Genomic DNA, 17,979 nt, shown 5'->3' on the forward strand with positions numbered 1-17,979 from the left:
GTGCACCGCCGGGCCTGCGCGAGAACGAGGGCTGCGATGACCACTCCCGATCCCACGACCGTCCGGCCCGCCGGCGGCATCGAGCTCAACGGTCTCGACACCATCTCGGAGTCGGAGCGGCACGGCCGCCCGCGCGACCTGTTCTGGCCGTGGTTCGCGGCCAACGTTTCCGTGCTGGGGCTCAGCTACGGCTCGTTCCTGCTCGGCTTCGGCCTCTCCTTCTGGCAGGCGACGGCGGTCGCCGTGATCGGCATCGTCGTCTCCTTCCTCCTCTGCGGCTTCGTCGCGGTCGCGGGCAAGCGCGGCTCCGCCCCGACGATGGTGCTCAGCCGCGCCTCCTTCGGGGTCGACGGCAATCGGCTGATCGCGGTGATCTCCTGGCTGCTCACCGTCGGCTGGGAGACGGTGCTCGCCTCGCTGGCCGTGCTCGCGACGGCCACCGTCTTCGAGGAGTTCGGCTGGGACGGCGGGGTGCTGACCAAGGTCGTCGCGCTGATCGTCGTCGCGGCGCTGATCGTGATCGCGGGGATCGCCGGCTTCCGGCTGATCATGCGGCTCCAGCTGGCGATCACGATCGCCACGGCGGTGCTGACGGTGGTCTACGTGGTGCTCGTGCTCGACCGCATCGACCTCGCCGCCGTCGGCAGCCTGCCGTCCGGCTCGGCCGGGGCCGTGATCGGCGGACTCGTCTTCATGATGACCGGGTTCGGCCTGGGCTGGGTCAACGCCGCGGCCGATTACTCGCGCTACCTGCCGCGCACCGCCGGCACCGCGGGCGTGATCGGCTGGACCACGATCGGCGGCGCGGTGGCGCCCGTCGTGCTCGTGGTCGTCGGGCTGCTCCTCGCCGCCTCCTCGCAGGAGCTCTCCGACGCGATCGCGCTCGACCCGATCGGCGCGCTCGCGAGCATCCTGCCCACCTGGTTCCTCCTCCCCTTCATCGTCGTCGCCCTGCTCGGGCTGATCGGCGGCGCCGTGATGGACATCTACTCCTCCGGTCTCGCGCTGCTCAGCACCGGCCTCAAGGTCTCGCGGCCGGTCGCCGCCGGGATCGACGGGGTGCTGATGGTGCTCGGCGCGATCTACGTCGTCTTCATCGCGGGCGACTTCCTCGGCCCGTTCCAGGGCTTCCTCATCACGCTCGGCGTGCCGATCGCGGGCTGGCTCGGCGTCTTCCTCGCCGACCTGCTCCTCCGGCGCCGCGACTACGACCAGGAGGCGCTCTACACCTCGCGCGGCCGCTACGGCAGCGTCTCGATCGTGCCGGTGCTCCTCGTCGTCGTCGGCACCGTGGCCGGCTGGGGTCTCGTCGTCAACACCTCCCCCGGCTTCGAGTGGGAGGGCTACCTGCTCGGCCCGATCGGCGGCCGCGAGGGCGCCTGGGCGTACGCGAACCTCGGCGTGCTCCTCGCCCTCGTGATCGGCTTCCTCGGCACCCTCCTGCTCTCCCGCTCCGCGGTGCGCCGCCAGGAGGCGGACGCGTGAGCCTGCTCGTCGCGATCGACCTGCAGCACGTCTTCGCCGACGCCTCCTCGCCCTGGGGCTCGAGCGGGTTCGCGCGGGCCGCGGAGGGGACCGCGCGGCTGGTCCCGCACTTCGGCGACCGGGTGGTCACCACCCGCTTCGTCGCCCCCGCCGTGCCTCGCGGCGCCTGGGTGCCCTACTACCGGGAGTGGCCGTTCGCGCTCGTGCCCGACGAGGATCCGCTCTACGCGCTCGTCGACGGCTTCGAGGGGCACCGGACCCTCACCGCGCCGACCTTCGGCAAGTGGGGCGCCGAGCTGGAGGTGCTGCTCGACGAGTCCCGCTCGCTCGTGCTCACCGGCGTCTCCACCGACTGCTGCGTGCTGTCGACGGCGCTCGCCGCGGCCGACGCGGGCGTGCAGGTGCGGGTCGTGACCGATGCCTGCGCCGGTGCCACACCCGCCGACCACGCCCGCGCGCTCGACGCGATGGCCCTCTACGCTCCGCTGATCGTGCTGACGACGGTCGACGAGGTGCTCGCCGGTCTCGGCGAGGCCGGCTGAGGGCTGGCGCGACGGCTCGCGGCGAGGGTGCGCGGACGGGCATGATGGCGGGATGTCCAGCACCGACGGCCGCGACAGCGCGGCTCCCCGCCTCCTCGTCATCGGCGAGGCCCTGATCGACATCGTCGAGCGCGACGGCGCGAGCACCGAGCACGTCGGAGGCTCGCCCGCGAACGTCGCGCTCACCCTCGCCCGCCTCGGCCGCGACGCGACGCTCGTCACCGACATCGCCGACGACGACCGCGGCCGCCGCATCGCCGCGCACCTCGGCGACTCCGGCGTGACCGTGCTGCACGGCGACGCCGAGCGCACCTCGACCGCCCGGGCCCGCCTGCAGGCGGACGGCTCGGCCGAGTACGAGTTCGATCTCTCCTGGAACCCGCCGGCCGCCGACCCCGCCGGCTCGACGCACGTGCACACCGGCTCCATCGCCGTCTACCTCGAGCCGGGCGGCTCCGCGATCGTCGAGCTGCTGGAGGCGCTGCCGGCCGGCATCACCGCGAGCGTCGACGCGAACATCCGCCCCGCCCTCGTCGGCGAGCACAACGACGCGCTGGCCCGCTTCGAGCGCGTCGCCGCGGCCTGCGAGATCGTCAAGCTCAGCGACGAGGACGCGGAGTGGCTCTACCCGACGATGCAGCTCGACGAGGTGCTGACCCGGCTGCTCGGGCTCGGCGCGCAGCTCGCGGTCGTCACCCGCGGCGGCGACGGCCTGCTGCTCGCGTCGTCCGTCGCCCGCGCGACCGTGCCCGCCGCCCGGATCGTCGTCGCCGACACCATCGGCGCCGGCGACTCCGCGATGGGCGCGATCCTCGACGAGGCGCTCCGCCAGGGCCTCGGCGCCCCGAACGGGCTGCTCCTCGACGAGCCCGCGCTGCACGCGATCGGCCACTGGGCAGCCCGCGTCGCCGGCATCACCACCTCCCGCTCCGGCGCGAACCCGCCGACCCGCGCGGAGCTGTAGCTCGGAGGTCGGGCTGCTCGGGGGCGCCTGCATGCTGGTCGAGCAGCCGTCGCAGGCGGCGTATCGAGACCCACCTCGGCCGAACACGGGGATCTCGATACGCCGCGCTCCGCGGGCTACTCGACCAGCAAGAACGGCGCGCCAACTCCATGCTGGTCGAGTAGCCGCCGCAGGCGGCGTATCGAGACCCGACCAGTCCGAACACGGGATCTCGATACGCCCGCTCCGCGGGCTACTCGATCAACAAGGACGGGGGGCCCGCGGAGCGCGACGAGGCGGCCCGCAGGGCGCGCCTCCGCCTCGGCGGGCGGCGCGGGTGCGGGAGGCTCGACGGGCAGCCGCGACGGCCGCGGCCGCTGAGCGGGTGGGTCCGGCGCGGGACGACCCGACGGAAGGTCCCTCCTCGTGCTCCTCCTGGACTCCTTCACCGGCCCGCGCGAGGCGGCGGCCGTGAGCGCCTCCGCCTCGGCCGTCTACGGCCGGCGTCCGGCAGAGGCCGACCGCCTGCTCGAGCGGGAGCTGCTGCTCGACCCGCTCAACACGACGCTGCGCTCCGCGCACGCGTCCGCCGCACTGTTCGCAGGCGATACCGCTGAGGCGGTGCGGCGCTGGGAGGTCGTGCTCCGCGTCGACCCGCTCAGCGCGCAGGCGCTGGTCTCCTCCGCGTATCTCGGCGACGCGGCACCGGGCGACGGCGACCGGCGCTGGCAGCGGCTGCGCGAGCGGCTGCCGGAGCTGCACGAGCACTGGACGCGGCACCGCGGAGACCCGCTCCGCGCCTCAGGGGACGCGCCGGAGTGGGACGGCCGGGGCGCGCTGGTCGTCCTCGGGGCCGGGCTCGCGCCCGACGGGTCGCCGCGACCGCTGCTGCGCGCACGGGTCGACGCCGCCCTCCGGCTCGACGCGGCGACTCCCGCGGATCGCATCATCGTGACGGGCGGGAACGCGCAGGCCGGTCGGACCGAGGCCGACGTGATGCGGGCCCTGCTCGTCGACGGCGGCGTGGACCCGGCCAGGATCACGATCGACGGGCGCTCGACCGACACGATCGAGAACGCGTTCGCGGTCATCGGCCTCGCCGCCGAGGCGGGGATCGGCCGGCTCCATGTGGTCACGAGCCCGTTCCACGTCCCCCGCGCCCGAGCGGTCTTCGACACGGTCGACGAGGTGCGGGGCAGCATCGGCTCGGGTGCCCGGTCGTCGATCAGCTGGGCGATGATCGGACCGCCGGTCGAGGCCGTCGAGGCCGAGGAGACGCGGACGCGGCGCGACGTCCTCCGCGCGCACGGGTTCTGGGCGTTCCCCGGCTACGAGCGCTGACGCCGTCGATCGGCCGCGCCGTTGCGGGTGGGCGCGGACGGGTCGATACTGGGCGCGCCCTGACAGATCGCTTCGACAGGAAGGCACCCCGTGTCCACGAGTCTCAGCCCCTACATCGGCTTCCGCGACAACGCTCGCGAGGCGATGGAGTTCTACCGATCGGTCTTCGGAGGCGAGCTCCAGTCGAGCACCTTCGCCGACTTCCACGCGAGCGAGGATCCGGCCGAGCAGGACCTGATCATGCACTCGCAGCTCAGCACGCCGAACGGCCTGATCCTGATGGCGTCCGACACCCCGAAGTCGATGACCTTCGACGAGGGCGCCCGGATCACCGTCGCGCTCTTCGGCGACGACGACGCCGAGCTGAGCGGCTACTGGGACGGGCTCGCCGCCGGCGGCTCGGTCGGCGAACCGCTCACCACATCACCGTGGGGCGACCGCTTCGGCATGCTCACCGACCGCTACGGCGTGCACTGGATGGTCAACATCGCGGGCGCCTCCGCCTGAGCGTCCCGATCGCCGCCCGCGCGGGCGCAGAATGGAGGGGACGCCCGGTCTCCCGGGCCACCCCCTCCCTCTGACGAAGGCGGCAAGATGACGATCACGCTCGGGTACAAGGCATCGGCGGAGCAGTTCGGGGCGCGCGAGCTCGTGGAGCTGGCCGTCGGCGCCGAGCGGCACGGCTTCGAGAGCGCTGTGGTCTCCGACCACTTCCAGCCCTGGCGGCACACCGGCGGCCACGCGCCGTTCTCGCTGGCCTGGCTCGCCGCGGCCGGCGAGCGCACCTCGACGATCCGCCTCGGCACCTCGGTGATGACGCCGCACTACCGCTACAACCCCGCCGTCATCGCGCAGGCCTTCGGCACCCTCGGCGTCCTCTACCCGGACCGGATCATGCTCGGCGTCGGGACCGGCGAGGCGCTGAACGAGGTCGCGACCGGCTACCAGGGCGCGGGCGAGCAGACCTGGCCGGAGTTCAAGGAGCGCTTCGCCCGGCTGCGCGAGGCCGTGCGCCTGATGCGCGCGCTCTGGGCCGGCGACCGCGTCTCCTTCGACGGCGAGTACTACTCCACCCACGAGGCGTCCATCTACGACAAGCCGGAGAACGGCGTGCCCGTCTACATCGCGGCCGGCGGTCCGGTCGTCGCGAAGTACGCCGGGCGCGCGGGCGACGGCTTCATCTGCACCTCGGGCAAGGGCATGGAGCTCTACACCGAGAAGCTGCTGCCCGCGGTCGAGGAGGGCGCGGCGGCGGGCGGGCGCGACTCCGCGACGCTCGACCGGATGATCGAGATCAAGCTCTCCTACGACCCCGACCCGGCGCTCGCCCTCGAGAACACCCGCTTCTGGGCGCCGCTGTCGCTCACTCCGGAGCAGAAGCACTCGCTGACCGACCCGGTCGACATGGAGCGCGCGGCCGACGAGCTGCCGATCGAGCAGGTGGCCAAGCGCTGGATCGTCGGCTCGGACCCGGAGGAGACGGTCGCGCAGATCAAGCCGTACGTCGACGCGGGCTTCAACCACCTGGTCTTCCACGCGCCCGGCGACGACCAGCAGCGCTTCTTCGACGCCTTCGAGCGCGACCTCGCACCGCGCCTGCGCGCCCTCTGACCCCGTCGCGGCCGGCCGGCGCCCCGCGCCCGGCCGGTCCGACCCTCTGCGCCCCGACCCGTCGGCCGCCCGCCGACCGACCCTCCGGAAGAGCCGCCCCCGCATGACCGTGCCCACCCTCCTCGCCCGCCTCGCCGACGGCGAGCCGATCACGCGCGCCAGTGCCGAGGTGCTGCTCGAGGCGAGGGGCGGCGACCTCGACGCGCTGCTGGAGGTGGCCGGCCGCCTCCGCGACGAGGGGCTCGCACGACGCGGGCGGCCGGGAGTGATCACCTACTCCCGCAAGGTCTTCGTGCCGCTGACCAAGCTCTGCCGCGACCGCTGCCACTACTGCGTGTTCGTCGAGACGCCCGGCGGCCTCGCGCTGAAGCGCGAGTCGACCTTCATGGAGCCGGAGGAGATCCTCGAGGTCGCCCGGGCCGGCGCCGCGCTCGGCTGCAAGGAGGCGCTGTTCACCCTCGGCGACCGCCCGGAGGACCGCTGGCCGGTCGCCCGTGCCTGGCTCGCCGAGCACGGCTACGCCTCGACCCTCGAGTACGTGCGGGCGATGGCGGTGCTGGTGATGACCGAGACGGGCATGGTCACGCACCTCAACCCCGGGGTGATGTCCTGGGCCGAGCTGCAGCGTCTGCGCCCGGTCGCGCCCTCGATGGGGATGATGCTCGAGACGACGGCCGAGCGGCTGTGGTCCGAGAAGGGCGGCGTGCACTACGGCTCGCCCGACAAGGATCCGGCACTGCGGCTCCGGGTGCTCGACGACGCCGGGCGCAGCCGGATCCCGTTCACCACGGGCGTGCTGCTGGGCATCGGCGAGAACACGGCGGAGCGGGCCGACGCGCTGTTCGCGATCCGCGAGTCGCACGCGCTGTGGGGGCATGTGCAGGAGTGCATCGTGCAGAACTTCCGCGCCAAGCCGCGGACCGCGATGCAGAACGAGGTCGACCTCGAGCTGCAGGAGTACGTCGCGAACGTGGCCGTCGCCCGGCTCGTCCTCGGCGCCGACATGACGATCCAGGTGCCGCCGAACCTGACCGACGAGCAGGAGCTCGGGCTGCTGCTGCGCGCCGGCATCGACGACTGGGGCGGGGTGAGCCCGCTGACGGCGGACCACGTGAACCCCGAGCGGCCCTGGCCGAACATCGACGACCTCGCGCGGCTCACCGCCGACTCCGGCTACCGGCTGCACGAGCGGCTGACCGCGCACCCGCGCTACCTGCAGGACGCGGAGACCTGGATCGACCCGCGCGTCGCTCCGTACGTCCTCGCGCTCGCCGATCGCGAGACCTGGCTGGCGGACGAGGCGGCGCCGATCCTCCCCCGCGCGTACCGCGAGGAGCTCGAGCCCGCTCCGCGGCCGGCCGCGCCGACCCTCGCCGCCGTCCTCGAGCGGGCCGCCGCCGATCCGGCCGGGCTCGACGACGCCGACTACCTGGCCCTGCTCGCCGCCGACGGCGACGACCTCGACGCGCTGGCGGCCCTGGCCGACGACGTCCGCCGCTCCGCCGTCGGCGACACCGTGACCGTGGTCGCCAACCGCAACATCGACACCGCGCTCTGGGGCGCCGGCGGGCTGACCGTCGAGACCCTGGAGCAGCTCGCCGACGAGGCCGTCGCGCTCGGCGCCACCGAGCTGTGCCTCCAGGGCCCGCTCGCGACGCCGGGCGAGGACCACCTGCTGATCGTGCGCACTCTGCGCGCGCGGCAGCCGTCGCTGCACCTGCACGCGTTCCGGCCGGCCGAGATCCGCGACGCGGCTCTCCGCACCGGCCGCACGCCCGCCGAGATGCTCGCCGCGCTGCGCGAGGCGGGGGTCGACTCCGTCCCCGGCACGGCCGCGCGGATCCTCGACGACGGCGTCCGCGCGATCCTCAGCGAGGGCGCCGACCCGAGCGTCGCCGAGTGGCGGGAGTCGGTGACGACGGCGCACCGCGGCGGGCTGCGCTCGACCGCGACGATGGTCTACGGGCACGTCGAGACGCCGCAGCAGCAGGTCGACCACCTGCGCGCACTGGCCGCGATCCAGGACGAGACGGGCGGATTCACCGAGTTCATCGCGATGCCGTTCGTGCCGGCCGAGGCACCGCCGGCCGTCGTCGCGCAGACCCGCGGCGGGCCGACCCGGCGCGAGACGCGGGCCGTGCACTCGGTGGCGCGGCTCCTCCTGCACGGGCGGATCGAGCACGTGCAGACGGCCTGGACGAAGCTCGGGCTGCAGCTCTCGCAGGAGCTGCTGCGCGGCGGCGCGGACGACCTCGGCGGGCTGCTGCTCGACGGCGCGATGAGCCCGGAGGCGGGCGCCGAGGCGCACCGCTCGCTCGACATCGCGACCGTGGCCCGGCTCGTCGGCGAGATCGGGCGGCCGTGGCGGCAGCGGACCACCGACTACGGGCACGTCGAGCCCGAGCGGGCGATGACGGTGCCGGCGCCGAGCACCGCGACGCATCGGCTGCGCCTGCCGGTGCGCTCGGCCGGCCGCGCGTGACGCGGCCGCGCGTCGAGAACCGGTCGTCGGCGTACCTCGAGCGGCAGGCCGCGCTGATCCGGGAGTCGACCGTCGTCGTCGGCGGCCGGGCGCTGCGACTGCACGCGGGCGGGGAGCCCTCGACCTCGGTCGTGCTGCTGCTGACCGGGCCGGGGCGGCGCGCGGGCCGACGCCGCGCTCCTGCTGCCGATGCTCGCGCGCGGCGGCACCGGGTCGCGGCGCTCGAGCTCGCCGACCTCGCCGACCCGTGGCTCGACGCGCCGGGCGCCGTCTCGGCCGCCCTCGAGGCGCTCGGCGCGCAGGAGGCGGTGCTCGTCGGGCACGCGCTCGGCGCCTCCGTCGCGATCGCCGCCGCCGACGCGGACCCGCGGATCCGCGCCCTCGTGCTCGCCGCCGGCTGGCTGCGGCCGACCGAGCGGCTCGTCGCGGTCGCGCGGCTGTGGGAGTCGCTGGCCGGCCGGCCCGACGACCGCGCCGCCCTCGCCCGCGTCCTCGGCGTGCGCGCGCTCACCGACCTCGGCCCCGACCGCGCGGCCCCGATCGCCGCCGACGAAGCGACCGCCGCCCTCCTCGCCGCGGCTGCCGGCGCCGACACCGCCGTGGCCGCCGCCCGGCTGCGCGTCCCCGCGCTCGTCGTCGGCTGCGCGGCGGACGCCGTCGTCGGCATCGAGGGGGCGGAGGCGCTCCTCGGCGCGATCGACGACGCCCGCTACGCGGTCGTCGACGCGGGCCACTGCGTCCTCGCCGAGCGCCCGGCCGAGCTGCTCGCCCTCGTCGAGCGCTTCCTCGCCGATCCGCGGCGCGACCCGGCCGGCTCGACCCTGCCCCGGATCGTCGTCTGATGGCGACGACCGTCGACGTCGTCGTGGTCGGCGCGGGCTTCGCGGGTATCGGAGCGGCGACCCTCCTCGCCCGCCGCGGCGGCACCTCCTTCGCGCTGCTCGAGCGGGCCGAGCGCGTGGGCGGCACCTGGCGCGACAACCACTACCCCGGCGTGTCCTGCGACATCCCCTCGCACCTCTACTCCTACTCGTTCGCGCCGGAGCCGGACTGGTCCGCGCTCTACGCCCCGGGGGCGGAGATCCAGGCCTACCTCGAGCGTGTCGTCGAGCGCGAGCGGCTCGCGCCGCACCTGCACCTCGGCACCGACGTGCTCGAGATGCTCTTCGACGAGGCGGCCGGGCGCTGGCGCGTCCGCACCTCGCGCGGCGACTTCGACGCGGCCGTGCTCGTGGTCTGCGCCGGGCGGCTGTCGGAGCCGCGGCTGCCCGACGTCCCCGGGCTCGAGGACTTCGCCGGGCCGGTCTTCCACTCCGCGCGCTGGCGCGAGGACGTCGACCTCGACGGCGCGCGGGTCGGCATCGTCGGCTCCGGAGCGTCCGCCGTGCAGATCGCGCCGCACCTCGCCCGGCGAGCGGCCGAGGTCGTGCTGTTCCAGCGCTCCGCGCCGTACGTCGTGCCGCGCCGCGACCGCGCGTATCCGCCGGCGGAGCGCCGCACTCTGGCGCGCGTGCCGGGGGCGGTCGAGCGGCTCCGCGCCGATCTGTTCTGGCGCGCCGAGCTCGGCTTCGCCGGTCGTGTCGCCGTGCCCGAGGCGATCGACCGGCTGCGGGCGGAGGCGCTCGGCCACCTCGCCGCGCAGGTCGCCGACCCCGCCCTGCGTGCCGTGCTCACCCCCGACTACGAGATCGGCTGCAAGCGGGTGCTGCTCTCGGACGACTACTACCCCGCGCTCGCGCAGCCGCATGTGCGCGTGGTGCCGAGCCCGCTCCGGCGGATCGACGGCTCCGCGGCGTTCGGCGACGACGGCGTCGCCCACGAGCTGGACGCGCTGGTCTTCGCCACCGGCTTCCACGCCACCCGGCCCCCGTTCGCCCGCCGGATCCGCGGCCGCGGCGGCGAGCTGCTCGCCGACCGCTGGTCCGGCGGGATGGCCGCCTACGACTCCACGGCGATGCACGGCTACCCCAACCTCTTCGTGATCAACGGGCCGAATGCGAGCCTCGGCCACAACTCCGCCGTGCACATGATCGAGTCGCAGATCGACTACGTTCTCGCCGCGCTCGACCACCGGGCCGCGACCGGCGCCGCGCTGCTCGAGGTCACCGCCGCGGCCGAGGCGGAGTCCGTCGCCCGCCTCGACGCGCTCAGCGCCGACACCGTCTGGACGAACGGCGGCTGCGAGAGCTGGTACGTCGACGCCGCCTCCCGCCGCCTCACCCTGCTCTGGCCCGACTTCGCCTTCGCCTTCCGCGAGGAGCTCGCGCGCTTCGATCCGGCGGCCTACGCGAGTTGAGGCGCTGACCCGCGGTACATGCGGTGCGGGCGTCGTGCTGATCGAGTAGCCCGCGCAGCGGGCGTATCGAGATCCACCAGCTCCAGAAGACGCGCCTGCGAACCTGCCCTGCTGATGACGGCGGGTCTCGATACGCCCCACCGGGGCTACTCGACCAGCAAGAACACCGCCCGCACCCCATCGACCGCACCGCGACCCTGCTGATCGAGTAGTCCGCGCAGCGGGCGCATCGAGATCCACCAGCGTCGGACCTCGCGTCTGCAGACCCGCCCTGCTGATGACGGCGGGTCTCGATACGCCCCACCGGGGCTACTCGACCAGCAAGAACACCGCCTGGATTCCCATCGACCGCACCACGTCTCTGCCGATCGAGGAGTCCGCGCAGCGGGCGTCTCGAGATCCACCACCGTCAGACCACGGGCCGCTCGACCAGCACGGCTGCACGCTCGCTCCCGCCGCGTCCGCCGACGCGCGATCATGGACGCACCCGCTTCCCGCTCGACAGGAGCCCGAATGCCGTCCGACGCCCCGCCGCCGCCGCCCGCCCTCGACCACGAGGTCGCCGCCGCGCTGCTGCGCAAGCGCTACCGGCTGAAGGGGTCGCTCCGCGAGCTGGGCAGCAATCAGGACCGCAACGTCCTCGTCGACGCCGGCGAGGAGCGGCTCCTGCTCAAGATCGCCAACCCGGCGACGCCGATCGGGCGGATCGAGGCGCAGACGGCGGCGGTCGCGCGCCTCGCCGAGAGCCTCGACGGCGTCCGGCTCCCGCGCGTCCGACCCGACCGCAAGGGCCGCCTCCTGCACGAGATCGTCCTCGGCGGCACGACCGCCGTGGCGCGGCTCCTCGACTTCGTCCCCGGCCGCACGCTCTCGGGCTCCGGCTACCTCTCCCCCGCCGTCGTCCGGGCGATGGGCGACCTCGCCGCCCGGGTCGACGTCGCGCTCGCCGAGCAGCCGCTCGACGGACTCGAGGACACCGACCAGTGGGATCTGCGCCGCGCGGGCCGGGTCGTCGACGCGCTGATCGGCCGGCTGCCGCGGAGCGCGGCGCGGGCGGTCCGGACTGCCGTCGACGACGCACTGGCGCTGCTGGATCCGCTCGCCGCCGCGCTCCCGGTGCAGCTCGTGCACGGCGACCTCACCGACGACAACGTCGTGGTGGCGGAGGGGCCTCTGCCGGACGGCGTGATCGACTTCGGCGACCTCGGCGCGGGCTGGGCGGTCGGCGAGCTCGCGATCACGCTGTCCTCCCTGCTGCACCATGCGGACGCGGATGCGGCCACGGTGCTCCGCGCCGCCACCGCCTACGACGCCGTGCGCCCGCTCGCCGACGCCGAGGTCGAGGCGCTGTGGCCGCTCGTGGTGCTCCGCGCCGCGGTGCTCGTCGTGAGCGCCCACGACGTCCTCGCCGGGGATCCGGGCAACGACTACGCCCGGGAGAATCTGGAGCACGAGCGGCTGATCCTCGACCGGGCGACCGCCGTGCCGCTGCCGGTGCTGCAGGCGCTGGTCCGGCGCACGCTCGGCCGGCCGAGCGCCCCGGCCGCCGTCACCACCGCGGTCCCCGTGCTCGGCGGCATCGACGCGGTGGTCGTCGACCTCTCGCCGGAGAGCCCGGCGCTCGACGCCGGCCGCTGGCTCGAGGACGACGCCGAGCCCGCCTCGCCCGCGCGGCCCTCGCCGGCGGTGCCGGCACCGCGGTGCTCCGCTACGGCGAGCGCCGCCTCACCCGCGGCCGCCCACACCGCGCACGAGCCCGAGACGACCGCGCTCGTCACCGATCTCCACCTCGCCGGCCCGACGCGCCTGGTCGCGCCGTTCGACGCGGAGGTCGGCGGCAGCGGACCCGGCGGAGTCACGCTGCTGGGGACGCCGTCCGGCTGCGGCTCGACGGGGTCGAGGAGCCGCCGGCCCCGGCACGCGGCTCGCGGCGGGCGAGCCGCTCGGCACCGCGCGCGGGCTCCTCCGCGCCCAGGCCGCGCCGCGCTCCCTCGACGCGGTCGACCTCCCGGCGTTCGCGAGTGCGCGCTGGGCCGACGCGTGGCTCGACGTCCTCCTCGATCCGACGCCGCTGCTGCTCGGCTGCGCCCTGCCCGTCCCTACGCCGGACCCCGGCGTGCTCGCTCGCCGCACCGCGCACCTGGCCGAGGCGCAGGAGCACTACTTCGAGAGCCCGCCCACGATGCTGCGCGGCTGGCGCCAGCACCTCGTCGACGACTCCGGCCGCGCGCACCTCGACGTGCTCAACAACGTCACCTCGATCGGCCACGCCCATCCGCTGCTCGTCGAGCGGGTCGAGCGGCAGTGGCGCCTGCTCAACACCAACTCCCGCTTCTCCTACCCTGCGATCGGCGAGTTCTGCGAGCGGCTGGCGGCCCTGCTGCCGGACGGGCTCGACACCGTGCTGCTCGTCAACAGCGGCACGGAGGCGGCCGATCTGGCGCTGCGGATCGCCCGCGCCTGGTCGGGGCGCTACGACGTCCTCGCGGTGCGGGAGGCGTACCACGGCTGGTCGGGCCTGTCCGATGCGGTGTCCACCTCGGTCGCCGACAACCCCGACGCGCTCGCGACGCGGCCGTCCTGGGTGCACACCCTGGACGCTCCGAACAGCTACCGCGGCACGCACCGCGGGCCCGAGGCGCACCGCTACGCACCGGAGGCGGTCGCCCGGATCGAGGAGCTGGCCGCGGCCGGCACTCCCCCTGGCGGCTTCATCGCCGAGACCTTCTACGGCAACGCCGGCGGCATCCCGCTGCCCGACGGCTATCTCGCCGCCGTCTACCCGGCCGTCCGCGCGCTCGGCGGACTCTGCATCGCCGACGAGGTGCAGGTCGGCTACGGCCGGCTCGGCGACTGGTTCTGGGGCTTCGAGCAGCAGGGCGTCGTGCCCGACGTCGTCGCCGTCGCGAAGGCGATGGGCAACGGCCATCCGCTCGGAGCGGTCGTGACGACCCGGGCGATCGCCGACCGCTACCGCTCGCAGGGCTCGTTCTTCTCCTCGGCGGGCGGCAGCCCCGTCAGCTCCGTGGTGGGGACGACGGTGCTCGACGTGCTCGCGGGCGAGCAGCTGCAGGAGAACGCGCGGACCACGGGCGCGCACCTGCGCCGCCGGCTCGAGGAGCTCGCCGAGCGCCACCCGCTGATCGGCGCCGTGCACGGCAGCGGGCTGTACCTCGGCCTCGAGCTGGTCCGCGACCGCGAGTCGCTCGAGCCGGCGACCGCGGAGACGCGCGCGATCTGCGAGCGCCTCCGCGAGCGCGGGGTGATCGTGCAGCCCACCTCCGACCGCCAGTGCGTGCTGAAGATCAAGCCGCCGCTCTGCTTCACCGTCGAGAGCGCCGACTTCTTCGCCGACCAGCTCGACGAGGTGCTGACGACGGGCTGGTGAGCGGGCGCCGCCTCACGCCCGCGCCCCGCCCGCCAGCACCCGCCGCACGATGCTGCGCTCGCACAGCGTCCACGTCGTCGTCACCGTCAGGTAGAGCGTCGCGGCGAGCGGGACGAACGCCGCGAACAGCACCGTGAGGAACGGCATCCAGCTGAGCACCCCCGTCAGCTGCGCCACGGCCCCGGGCGTCCCCTCCGGCACCGGGGTCAGCGCCGCCTGGCGCAGCGCGACCCGGCGCGCCAGCCAGGAGACGAGCGCGATCACCCCGAGGAGCACCGCGAAGACGCCGAGCTGCGCGGGCTCGCCGCCGCCGAGCGCCGCCACGAACGACCGCCCGAGCGGCACGTCGAGCAGCCGCGCGTCGAGCAGCGCGTTGCCGTGACCGGCGATGTCCGGGTGCACGAACAGCCCGTAGAGGAGCGACAGCACGGGCGCCTGCAGCAGCACCGGGAGGCAGCCCGCGAGCGGCGAGGCCTTCTCGTCGGCGTAGAGCTTCATGGTGGCGCGCTGCAGCGCCTCCGGGTTCTTCGAGTGCTTCCGCTGCAGCTCGCGCAGCAGCGGGGCGAGGCGGCGGCGGGTGATCTCGGCCCGGCCCTGCGAGATCCCGACCGGGATCAGCAGCACGCGGACGAGGAGGGTCACCAGCACGATCGCGGCGGCGGCCGAGGCGCCGCCCGCGAGCGGCTCGAGGGCGGCGGCGAGGCCGGTGACGAGGTGGGAGGCGGCGTCGAGCGCCGCCGCGAGGGGCGGGAGGTCGTAGAGGTTCAAGGGAGTCCTGTCGTCGGGAGGTGAGCGCGATCGCGAACGGTCGCGCCTCCCGAGGCAGAGCTCCGGGCTACGCGACCAGTCCCGGCAGGCCCGGTGCCCGCGAGCGCACGCGACCCGCGGTGCGCGGGTGCTGCGGCGAGGGCTGCGCGGCGAGGCCGAGCCGGTGCTCCCGGGCCCTGCGCCCGATCGACAGCACGGGCCGGCGAGCGCCGACGGCGAGGTAGCGCGCCCCGAGGACGAGCGCGGCGACGGCGGTCGTGGTGACGACCAGCACGACCGCGGCGTCGGGACTCGACACGAGCGCGAGCAGCAGGAGCGTCCCGCTCAGCAGAGCGAGGAGCTGCTCGAGGTGCGCGCGCACGGGAGTCCTTCCGACCCGACCAGGCTAGCGTCCCGGACGGCGCCCGCCAGGGTAGGGCCCGCGCCCGCGCTCGGCCAGCGGTCGCCGTGCCGAGCCGGGGCCGACGATAATCGGGGCATGCGTGAAGACGACGATGTCGATCTGGTGATCGACGCGTGGGCCGACGCCCTGCCCGATCTCGACTTCGCCCCGCTCGACGTCCTCTCCCGCCTGCGCCGGCTCAGCCCCCGCGTGCAGGAGGTGCGGCGCCTGTCCTTCGCGGCCGGCGAGCTCGCCCCGTGGGAGTTCGAGCTCCTCTCGCTGCTGCGTCAGCACGAGGCCGGCACGATGACCCCGTCCGTGCTGTCGACGCGCCTGGGCATCTCCAGCGGCAACCTCGCCAGCCGCGTCGACCGGCTCGGCGCCCGCGGCCTCGTCGTCCGGGAGCAGAACGCCGCCGACTCGCGCAGCAAGATCGTCTCGCTCACCCCGCGCGGCACCAAGCGCGTCGACGACGCGATGCGGCACCTCGTCGCCGCCGAGGGCGAGGTCCTCGCCGATCTCGACTCCCGCCAGATCTCCGTGCTGATCGAGTGCCTGCGCACCATCAGCGCGACGCTCGACCGCCTCGACTGACGCGTGCGCACGGCGCCGCACCGGCGATACTCGAAGCGATGCGGATTCTGGTGGTCGACGACGAGGCGGTCTTCGCCGACGGCGTCCGCCGCGGTCTCGAGGCCGAGGGCTTCTCCGTCGACGTCGCGCACGACGGCGTGGACGGACTGTGGCGGGCGAGGGAGGTCGTCTACGACGCGATCGTGCTCGACCTGATGATGCCCGGCCTCAGCGGCTCCGCCCTCTGCCGCACCCTCCGCGACGAGGGCGACTGGACCCCGGTGCTGATGCTCACCGCGAAGGACGGCGACCGCGACCAGATCGAGGGACTCGACGCCGGCGCCGACGACTACGTGGTGAAGCCGCTGGAGTACTCGGTGCTGGTCGCGCGCCTGCGCGCGCTGGTGCGGCGCGGGCGGCCGGAGCGGCCGGTGGCGCACCGCCTCGGCGATCTGCTGATCGACCCCGCCGTCCGCGAGGTGCACCGCGGCGACCAGCTGATCCGGCTGACCTCGCGCGAGTTCGCCGTCGTCGACTTCCTCGCCCGGAACCGCGATCGGGTGGTCTCCAAGCGCGAGATCCTCGAGGGGGTCTGGGACGACGCCTTCGACGGCGACCTCAACATCGTCGAGGTCTACGTGGCGCGGCTGCGCGCGAAGCTCGACCGGCCGTTCGGGACGGAGTCGATCACGACCCTCCGCGGCGCCGGCTACCGGCTGGGCGAGGGCTGAGGTGAGCAGCCGCCCTGCCTGGAGCATCCGCGTCCGGCTGACCGCGCTGGTCTCGAGCGCGATCCTCGCGGTGCTGATCGCGGGCTCCGTCGCCTTCGCCGCCCTCCTGCACGGCTCGCTGGTCGACGCGGAGGCCTTCACCGCGAACCAGCAGGCGCGCCAGATCGCGACCGACACCGAGAGCGCCGGACGGCTGCCGCCGTTCAACACCGACGAGGTCGTCATCCAGCTGCAGCGCGAGGGAGCGGTCGTCGCGGTCGCCGACGACGACTTCGTCTACACGGTCCCGCTGCCCGTCTCGGACGCGCCCGGGATCACCGCGATCAACGGCGTCCGCTTCGTCGTCGGCTCCGAGGACGTCCAGCTCGGCGGCGACCCCCGCGAGACCGTCGTCGTCGCGCGCACCCTCGCCGGAGCGGACGACGCCGTGGCCTCGGCGCTGCGGCTGCTCGCGATCGCCGTCCCGCTGGTCACGGCCGTCGTCGGGGGGCTGGTCTGGTTCGTCGTCGGCCGCTCGCTCCGACCAGTCGAGCGGATCCGCGCCGACGTCGAGGCCATCGAGGCGGCCGACCTGGAGCGGCGGGTGCTGGAGCCGGCCGGCCGCGACGAGATCGCCCGGCTCGCCCGCACGATGAACGGACTGCTCGGCCGGCTGGAGCGCTCGCAGGCGGCGCAGCGCCGCTTCGTCTCCCACGCCTCGCACGAGCTCCGCTCCCCCGTCGCCGCGATCCGCCAGCACGCCCAGGTCGCGCTGCGGCACCCGGAGGCGGTCCCGCTCGCCGATCTCGCCCGCGTCGTCGAGGACGAGGGCGAGCGGATGCAGACCCTGGTCTCGAGCCTGCTGCTGCTCGCGCGGGTCGACGAGCGCGAGGTCCCGGCCCAGGAGGACGTCGACCTCGACGACCTCGTGCTCGCCGAGGCCGCCCGGCTCCGGGCGCTGGGGGTCGTGGTCCGCACCGACGCCGTCGGGCCCGTCCAGGTGCACGGCGTCCTCCTGCTCCTGCAGAGCGCCGTCCGCAACGCGGCCGAGAACGCGCGACGCCACGCGACGAGCGTCGTCGCCTTCACCGTGGAGCGCGAGGACGGGGCGGCCGTCCTCCGCGTCGACGACGACGGGCCGGGCGTGCCGGCCGCGGATCGCGAGCGCGTCTTCCTCCGCTTCGAGCGCCGAGACGACGCCCGCGCGCGCGACACCGGCGGCTCCGGACTCGGGCTCGCGATCGTCGCCGAGGCGGCGCGGTCCGCCGGCGGCAGCGCGCGCCTGCTCGACTCCCCGCTGGGCGGTGCGCGGCTCGAGATCCGCCTCCCGGAGCGGAACGCAGAGCAGAGCATCGGCTGAGCAGGGGTCTCGTCCACCATCGGCGATGACGACGGCTCCCGGCTGAGGTTCTGCCGCCGCCGGTCCCGTTCAGGCTGGCGAAAGCCTCCGCCGGTCAC

General features: G+C 74.8%; 16 protein-coding genes and 1 pseudogene. 14 read left to right on the forward strand and 3 right to left on the reverse strand.

The window, feature by feature from the left end:
• Window positions 1–36 precede the first annotated feature (36 nt).
• The 10 genes and pseudogenes from GSU72_RS14200 to GSU72_RS21640 form a co-directional block, all read left to right on the forward strand.
• Window positions 37–1,485: a cytosine permease gene (locus tag GSU72_RS14200; RefSeq protein WP_159985646.1), complete on the forward strand. Its 1,449-nt coding sequence runs from the start codon at window positions 37–39 to the stop codon at window positions 1,483–1,485.
• A complete protein-coding gene (locus GSU72_RS14205) occupies window positions 1,482–2,027 on the forward strand; it encodes a cysteine hydrolase (protein WP_159985647.1) in 546 nt (181 codons plus the stop codon). Before GSU72_RS14200 ends, GSU72_RS14205 begins: the two co-directional genes overlap by 4 nt.
• A gap of 52 nt (window positions 2,028–2,079) precedes the next feature.
• On the forward strand, window positions 2,080–2,991 hold the full coding sequence (locus GSU72_RS14210) for a carbohydrate kinase (RefSeq protein WP_159985648.1): 912 nt from the start codon (window positions 2,080–2,082) through the stop codon (window positions 2,989–2,991).
• 405 nt (window positions 2,992–3,396) lie between these two features.
• Window positions 3,397–4,311, forward strand: coding sequence for a YdcF family protein (locus GSU72_RS14215; protein ID WP_159985649.1), 915 nt, complete (start codon window positions 3,397–3,399; stop codon window positions 4,309–4,311).
• A 90-nt stretch (window positions 4,312–4,401) separates the two neighbouring features.
• Window positions 4,402–4,818: a VOC family protein gene (locus tag GSU72_RS14220; RefSeq protein ID WP_159985650.1), complete on the forward strand. Its 417-nt coding sequence runs from the start codon at window positions 4,402–4,404 to the stop codon at window positions 4,816–4,818.
• Window positions 4,819–4,905: 87 nt separating this feature from the next.
• Window positions 4,906–5,922 (forward strand): glucose-6-phosphate dehydrogenase (coenzyme-F420), encoded by a 1,017-nt coding sequence (fgd, locus tag GSU72_RS14225; protein ID WP_159985651.1) that lies wholly within the window; start codon window positions 4,906–4,908, stop codon window positions 5,920–5,922.
• Between the two features lie 103 nt (window positions 5,923–6,025).
• The gene (gene cofG, locus GSU72_RS14230) at window positions 6,026–8,404 is read left to right on the forward strand and encodes a 7,8-didemethyl-8-hydroxy-5-deazariboflavin synthase CofG (RefSeq protein ID WP_159985652.1); all 2,379 of its coding nucleotides are present in this window, start codon (window positions 6,026–6,028) and stop codon (window positions 8,402–8,404) included.
• Window positions 8,401–9,246 (forward strand): alpha/beta hydrolase, encoded by an 846-nt coding sequence (locus GSU72_RS14235; RefSeq protein ID WP_159985653.1) that lies wholly within the window; start codon window positions 8,401–8,403, stop codon window positions 9,244–9,246. Before cofG ends, GSU72_RS14235 begins: the two co-directional genes overlap by 4 nt.
• Complete coding sequence (locus GSU72_RS14240; RefSeq protein ID WP_159985654.1) at window positions 9,246–10,700, forward strand: NAD(P)/FAD-dependent oxidoreductase; 1,455 nt, start codon at window positions 9,246–9,248, stop codon at window positions 10,698–10,700. The genes GSU72_RS14235 and GSU72_RS14240 overlap by 1 nt, the downstream gene beginning before the upstream one ends.
• A gap of 513 nt (window positions 10,701–11,213) precedes the next feature.
• A pseudogene (locus tag GSU72_RS21640) lies at window positions 11,214–11,966 on the forward strand (phosphotransferase); the annotation flags it as partial.
• Between the two features lie 161 nt (window positions 11,967–12,127).
• Here the strand turns inward: GSU72_RS21640 and GSU72_RS21645 are convergent.
• On the reverse strand, window positions 12,128–12,478 hold the full coding sequence (locus GSU72_RS21645) for a hypothetical protein (RefSeq protein WP_159985655.1): 351 nt from the start codon (window positions 12,476–12,478) through the stop codon (window positions 12,128–12,130).
• A 338-nt stretch (window positions 12,479–12,816) separates the two neighbouring features.
• Between GSU72_RS21645 and GSU72_RS21650 the strand changes: the two genes are divergently transcribed.
• The gene (locus GSU72_RS21650) at window positions 12,817–14,088 is read left to right on the forward strand and encodes an aminotransferase class III-fold pyridoxal phosphate-dependent enzyme (RefSeq protein WP_244255828.1); all 1,272 of its coding nucleotides are present in this window, start codon (window positions 12,817–12,819) and stop codon (window positions 14,086–14,088) included.
• 12 nt (window positions 14,089–14,100) lie between these two features.
• On the opposite strand, the gene yidC is transcribed toward GSU72_RS21650, so the two are convergent.
• Both yidC and GSU72_RS14265 read right to left on the reverse strand, forming a co-directional pair.
• Window positions 14,101–14,856 (reverse strand): membrane protein insertase YidC, encoded by a 756-nt coding sequence (gene yidC / locus GSU72_RS14260; RefSeq protein WP_159985656.1) that lies wholly within the window; start codon window positions 14,854–14,856, stop codon window positions 14,101–14,103.
• 67 nt (window positions 14,857–14,923) lie between these two features.
• Entirely contained in the window at window positions 14,924–15,217 is a 294-nt protein-coding gene (locus GSU72_RS14265) for a hypothetical protein (RefSeq protein WP_123445212.1), read from the reverse strand.
• A 117-nt stretch (window positions 15,218–15,334) separates the two neighbouring features.
• On the opposite strand from GSU72_RS14265, the gene GSU72_RS14270 reads away from it, so the two are divergent.
• The 3 genes from GSU72_RS14270 to GSU72_RS14280 are packed head-to-tail and all read left to right on the forward strand — an operon-like array spanning window position 15,335 to window position 17,881.
• A complete protein-coding gene (locus GSU72_RS14270) occupies window positions 15,335–15,832 on the forward strand; it encodes a MarR family transcriptional regulator (RefSeq protein ID WP_159985657.1) in 498 nt (165 codons plus the stop codon).
• A gap of 38 nt (window positions 15,833–15,870) precedes the next feature.
• Window positions 15,871–16,542 carry a response regulator transcription factor gene (locus tag GSU72_RS14275; RefSeq protein ID WP_159985658.1) on the forward strand — a complete coding sequence of 224 codons (672 nt, stop codon included), beginning with the start codon at window positions 15,871–15,873 and terminating at the stop codon, window positions 16,540–16,542.
• A gap of 1 nt (window position 16,543) precedes the next feature.
• Window positions 16,544–17,881, forward strand: coding sequence for a HAMP domain-containing sensor histidine kinase (locus GSU72_RS14280; RefSeq protein WP_159985659.1), 1,338 nt, complete (start codon window positions 16,544–16,546; stop codon window positions 17,879–17,881).
• Window positions 17,882–17,979 lie beyond the last annotated feature (98 nt).

It is taken from the genome of Rathayibacter sp. VKM Ac-2760, assembly GCF_009834185.1.
In the GTDB taxonomy this organism is placed as follows: Bacteria; Actinomycetota; Actinomycetes; order Actinomycetales; family Microbacteriaceae; genus Rathayibacter.

What these genes read in the sequence shown, in the direction of transcription:
- GSU72_RS14200 (WP_159985646.1), top strand. Translation starts at nt 37, where the DNA reads ATGACCACTCCCGATCCCACGACCGTCCGGCCCGCCGGCGGCATCGAG.
- GSU72_RS14210 (WP_159985648.1), top strand. Translation starts at nt 2,080, where the DNA reads ATGTCCAGCACCGACGGCCGCGACAGCGCGGCTCCCCGCCTCCTCGTC.
- fgd (WP_159985651.1), top strand. Translation starts at nt 4,906, where the DNA reads ATGACGATCACGCTCGGGTACAAGGCATCGGCGGAGCAGTTCGGGGCG.
- cofG (WP_159985652.1), top strand. Translation starts at nt 6,026, where the DNA reads ATGACCGTGCCCACCCTCCTCGCCCGCCTCGCCGACGGCGAGCCGATC.
- GSU72_RS14240 (WP_159985654.1), top strand. Translation starts at nt 9,246, where the DNA reads ATGGCGACGACCGTCGACGTCGTCGTGGTCGGCGCGGGCTTCGCGGGT.
- GSU72_RS14270 (WP_159985657.1), top strand. Translation starts at nt 15,335, where the DNA reads ATGCGTGAAGACGACGATGTCGATCTGGTGATCGACGCGTGGGCCGAC.
- GSU72_RS14275 (WP_159985658.1), top strand. Translation starts at nt 15,871, where the DNA reads ATGCGGATTCTGGTGGTCGACGACGAGGCGGTCTTCGCCGACGGCGTC.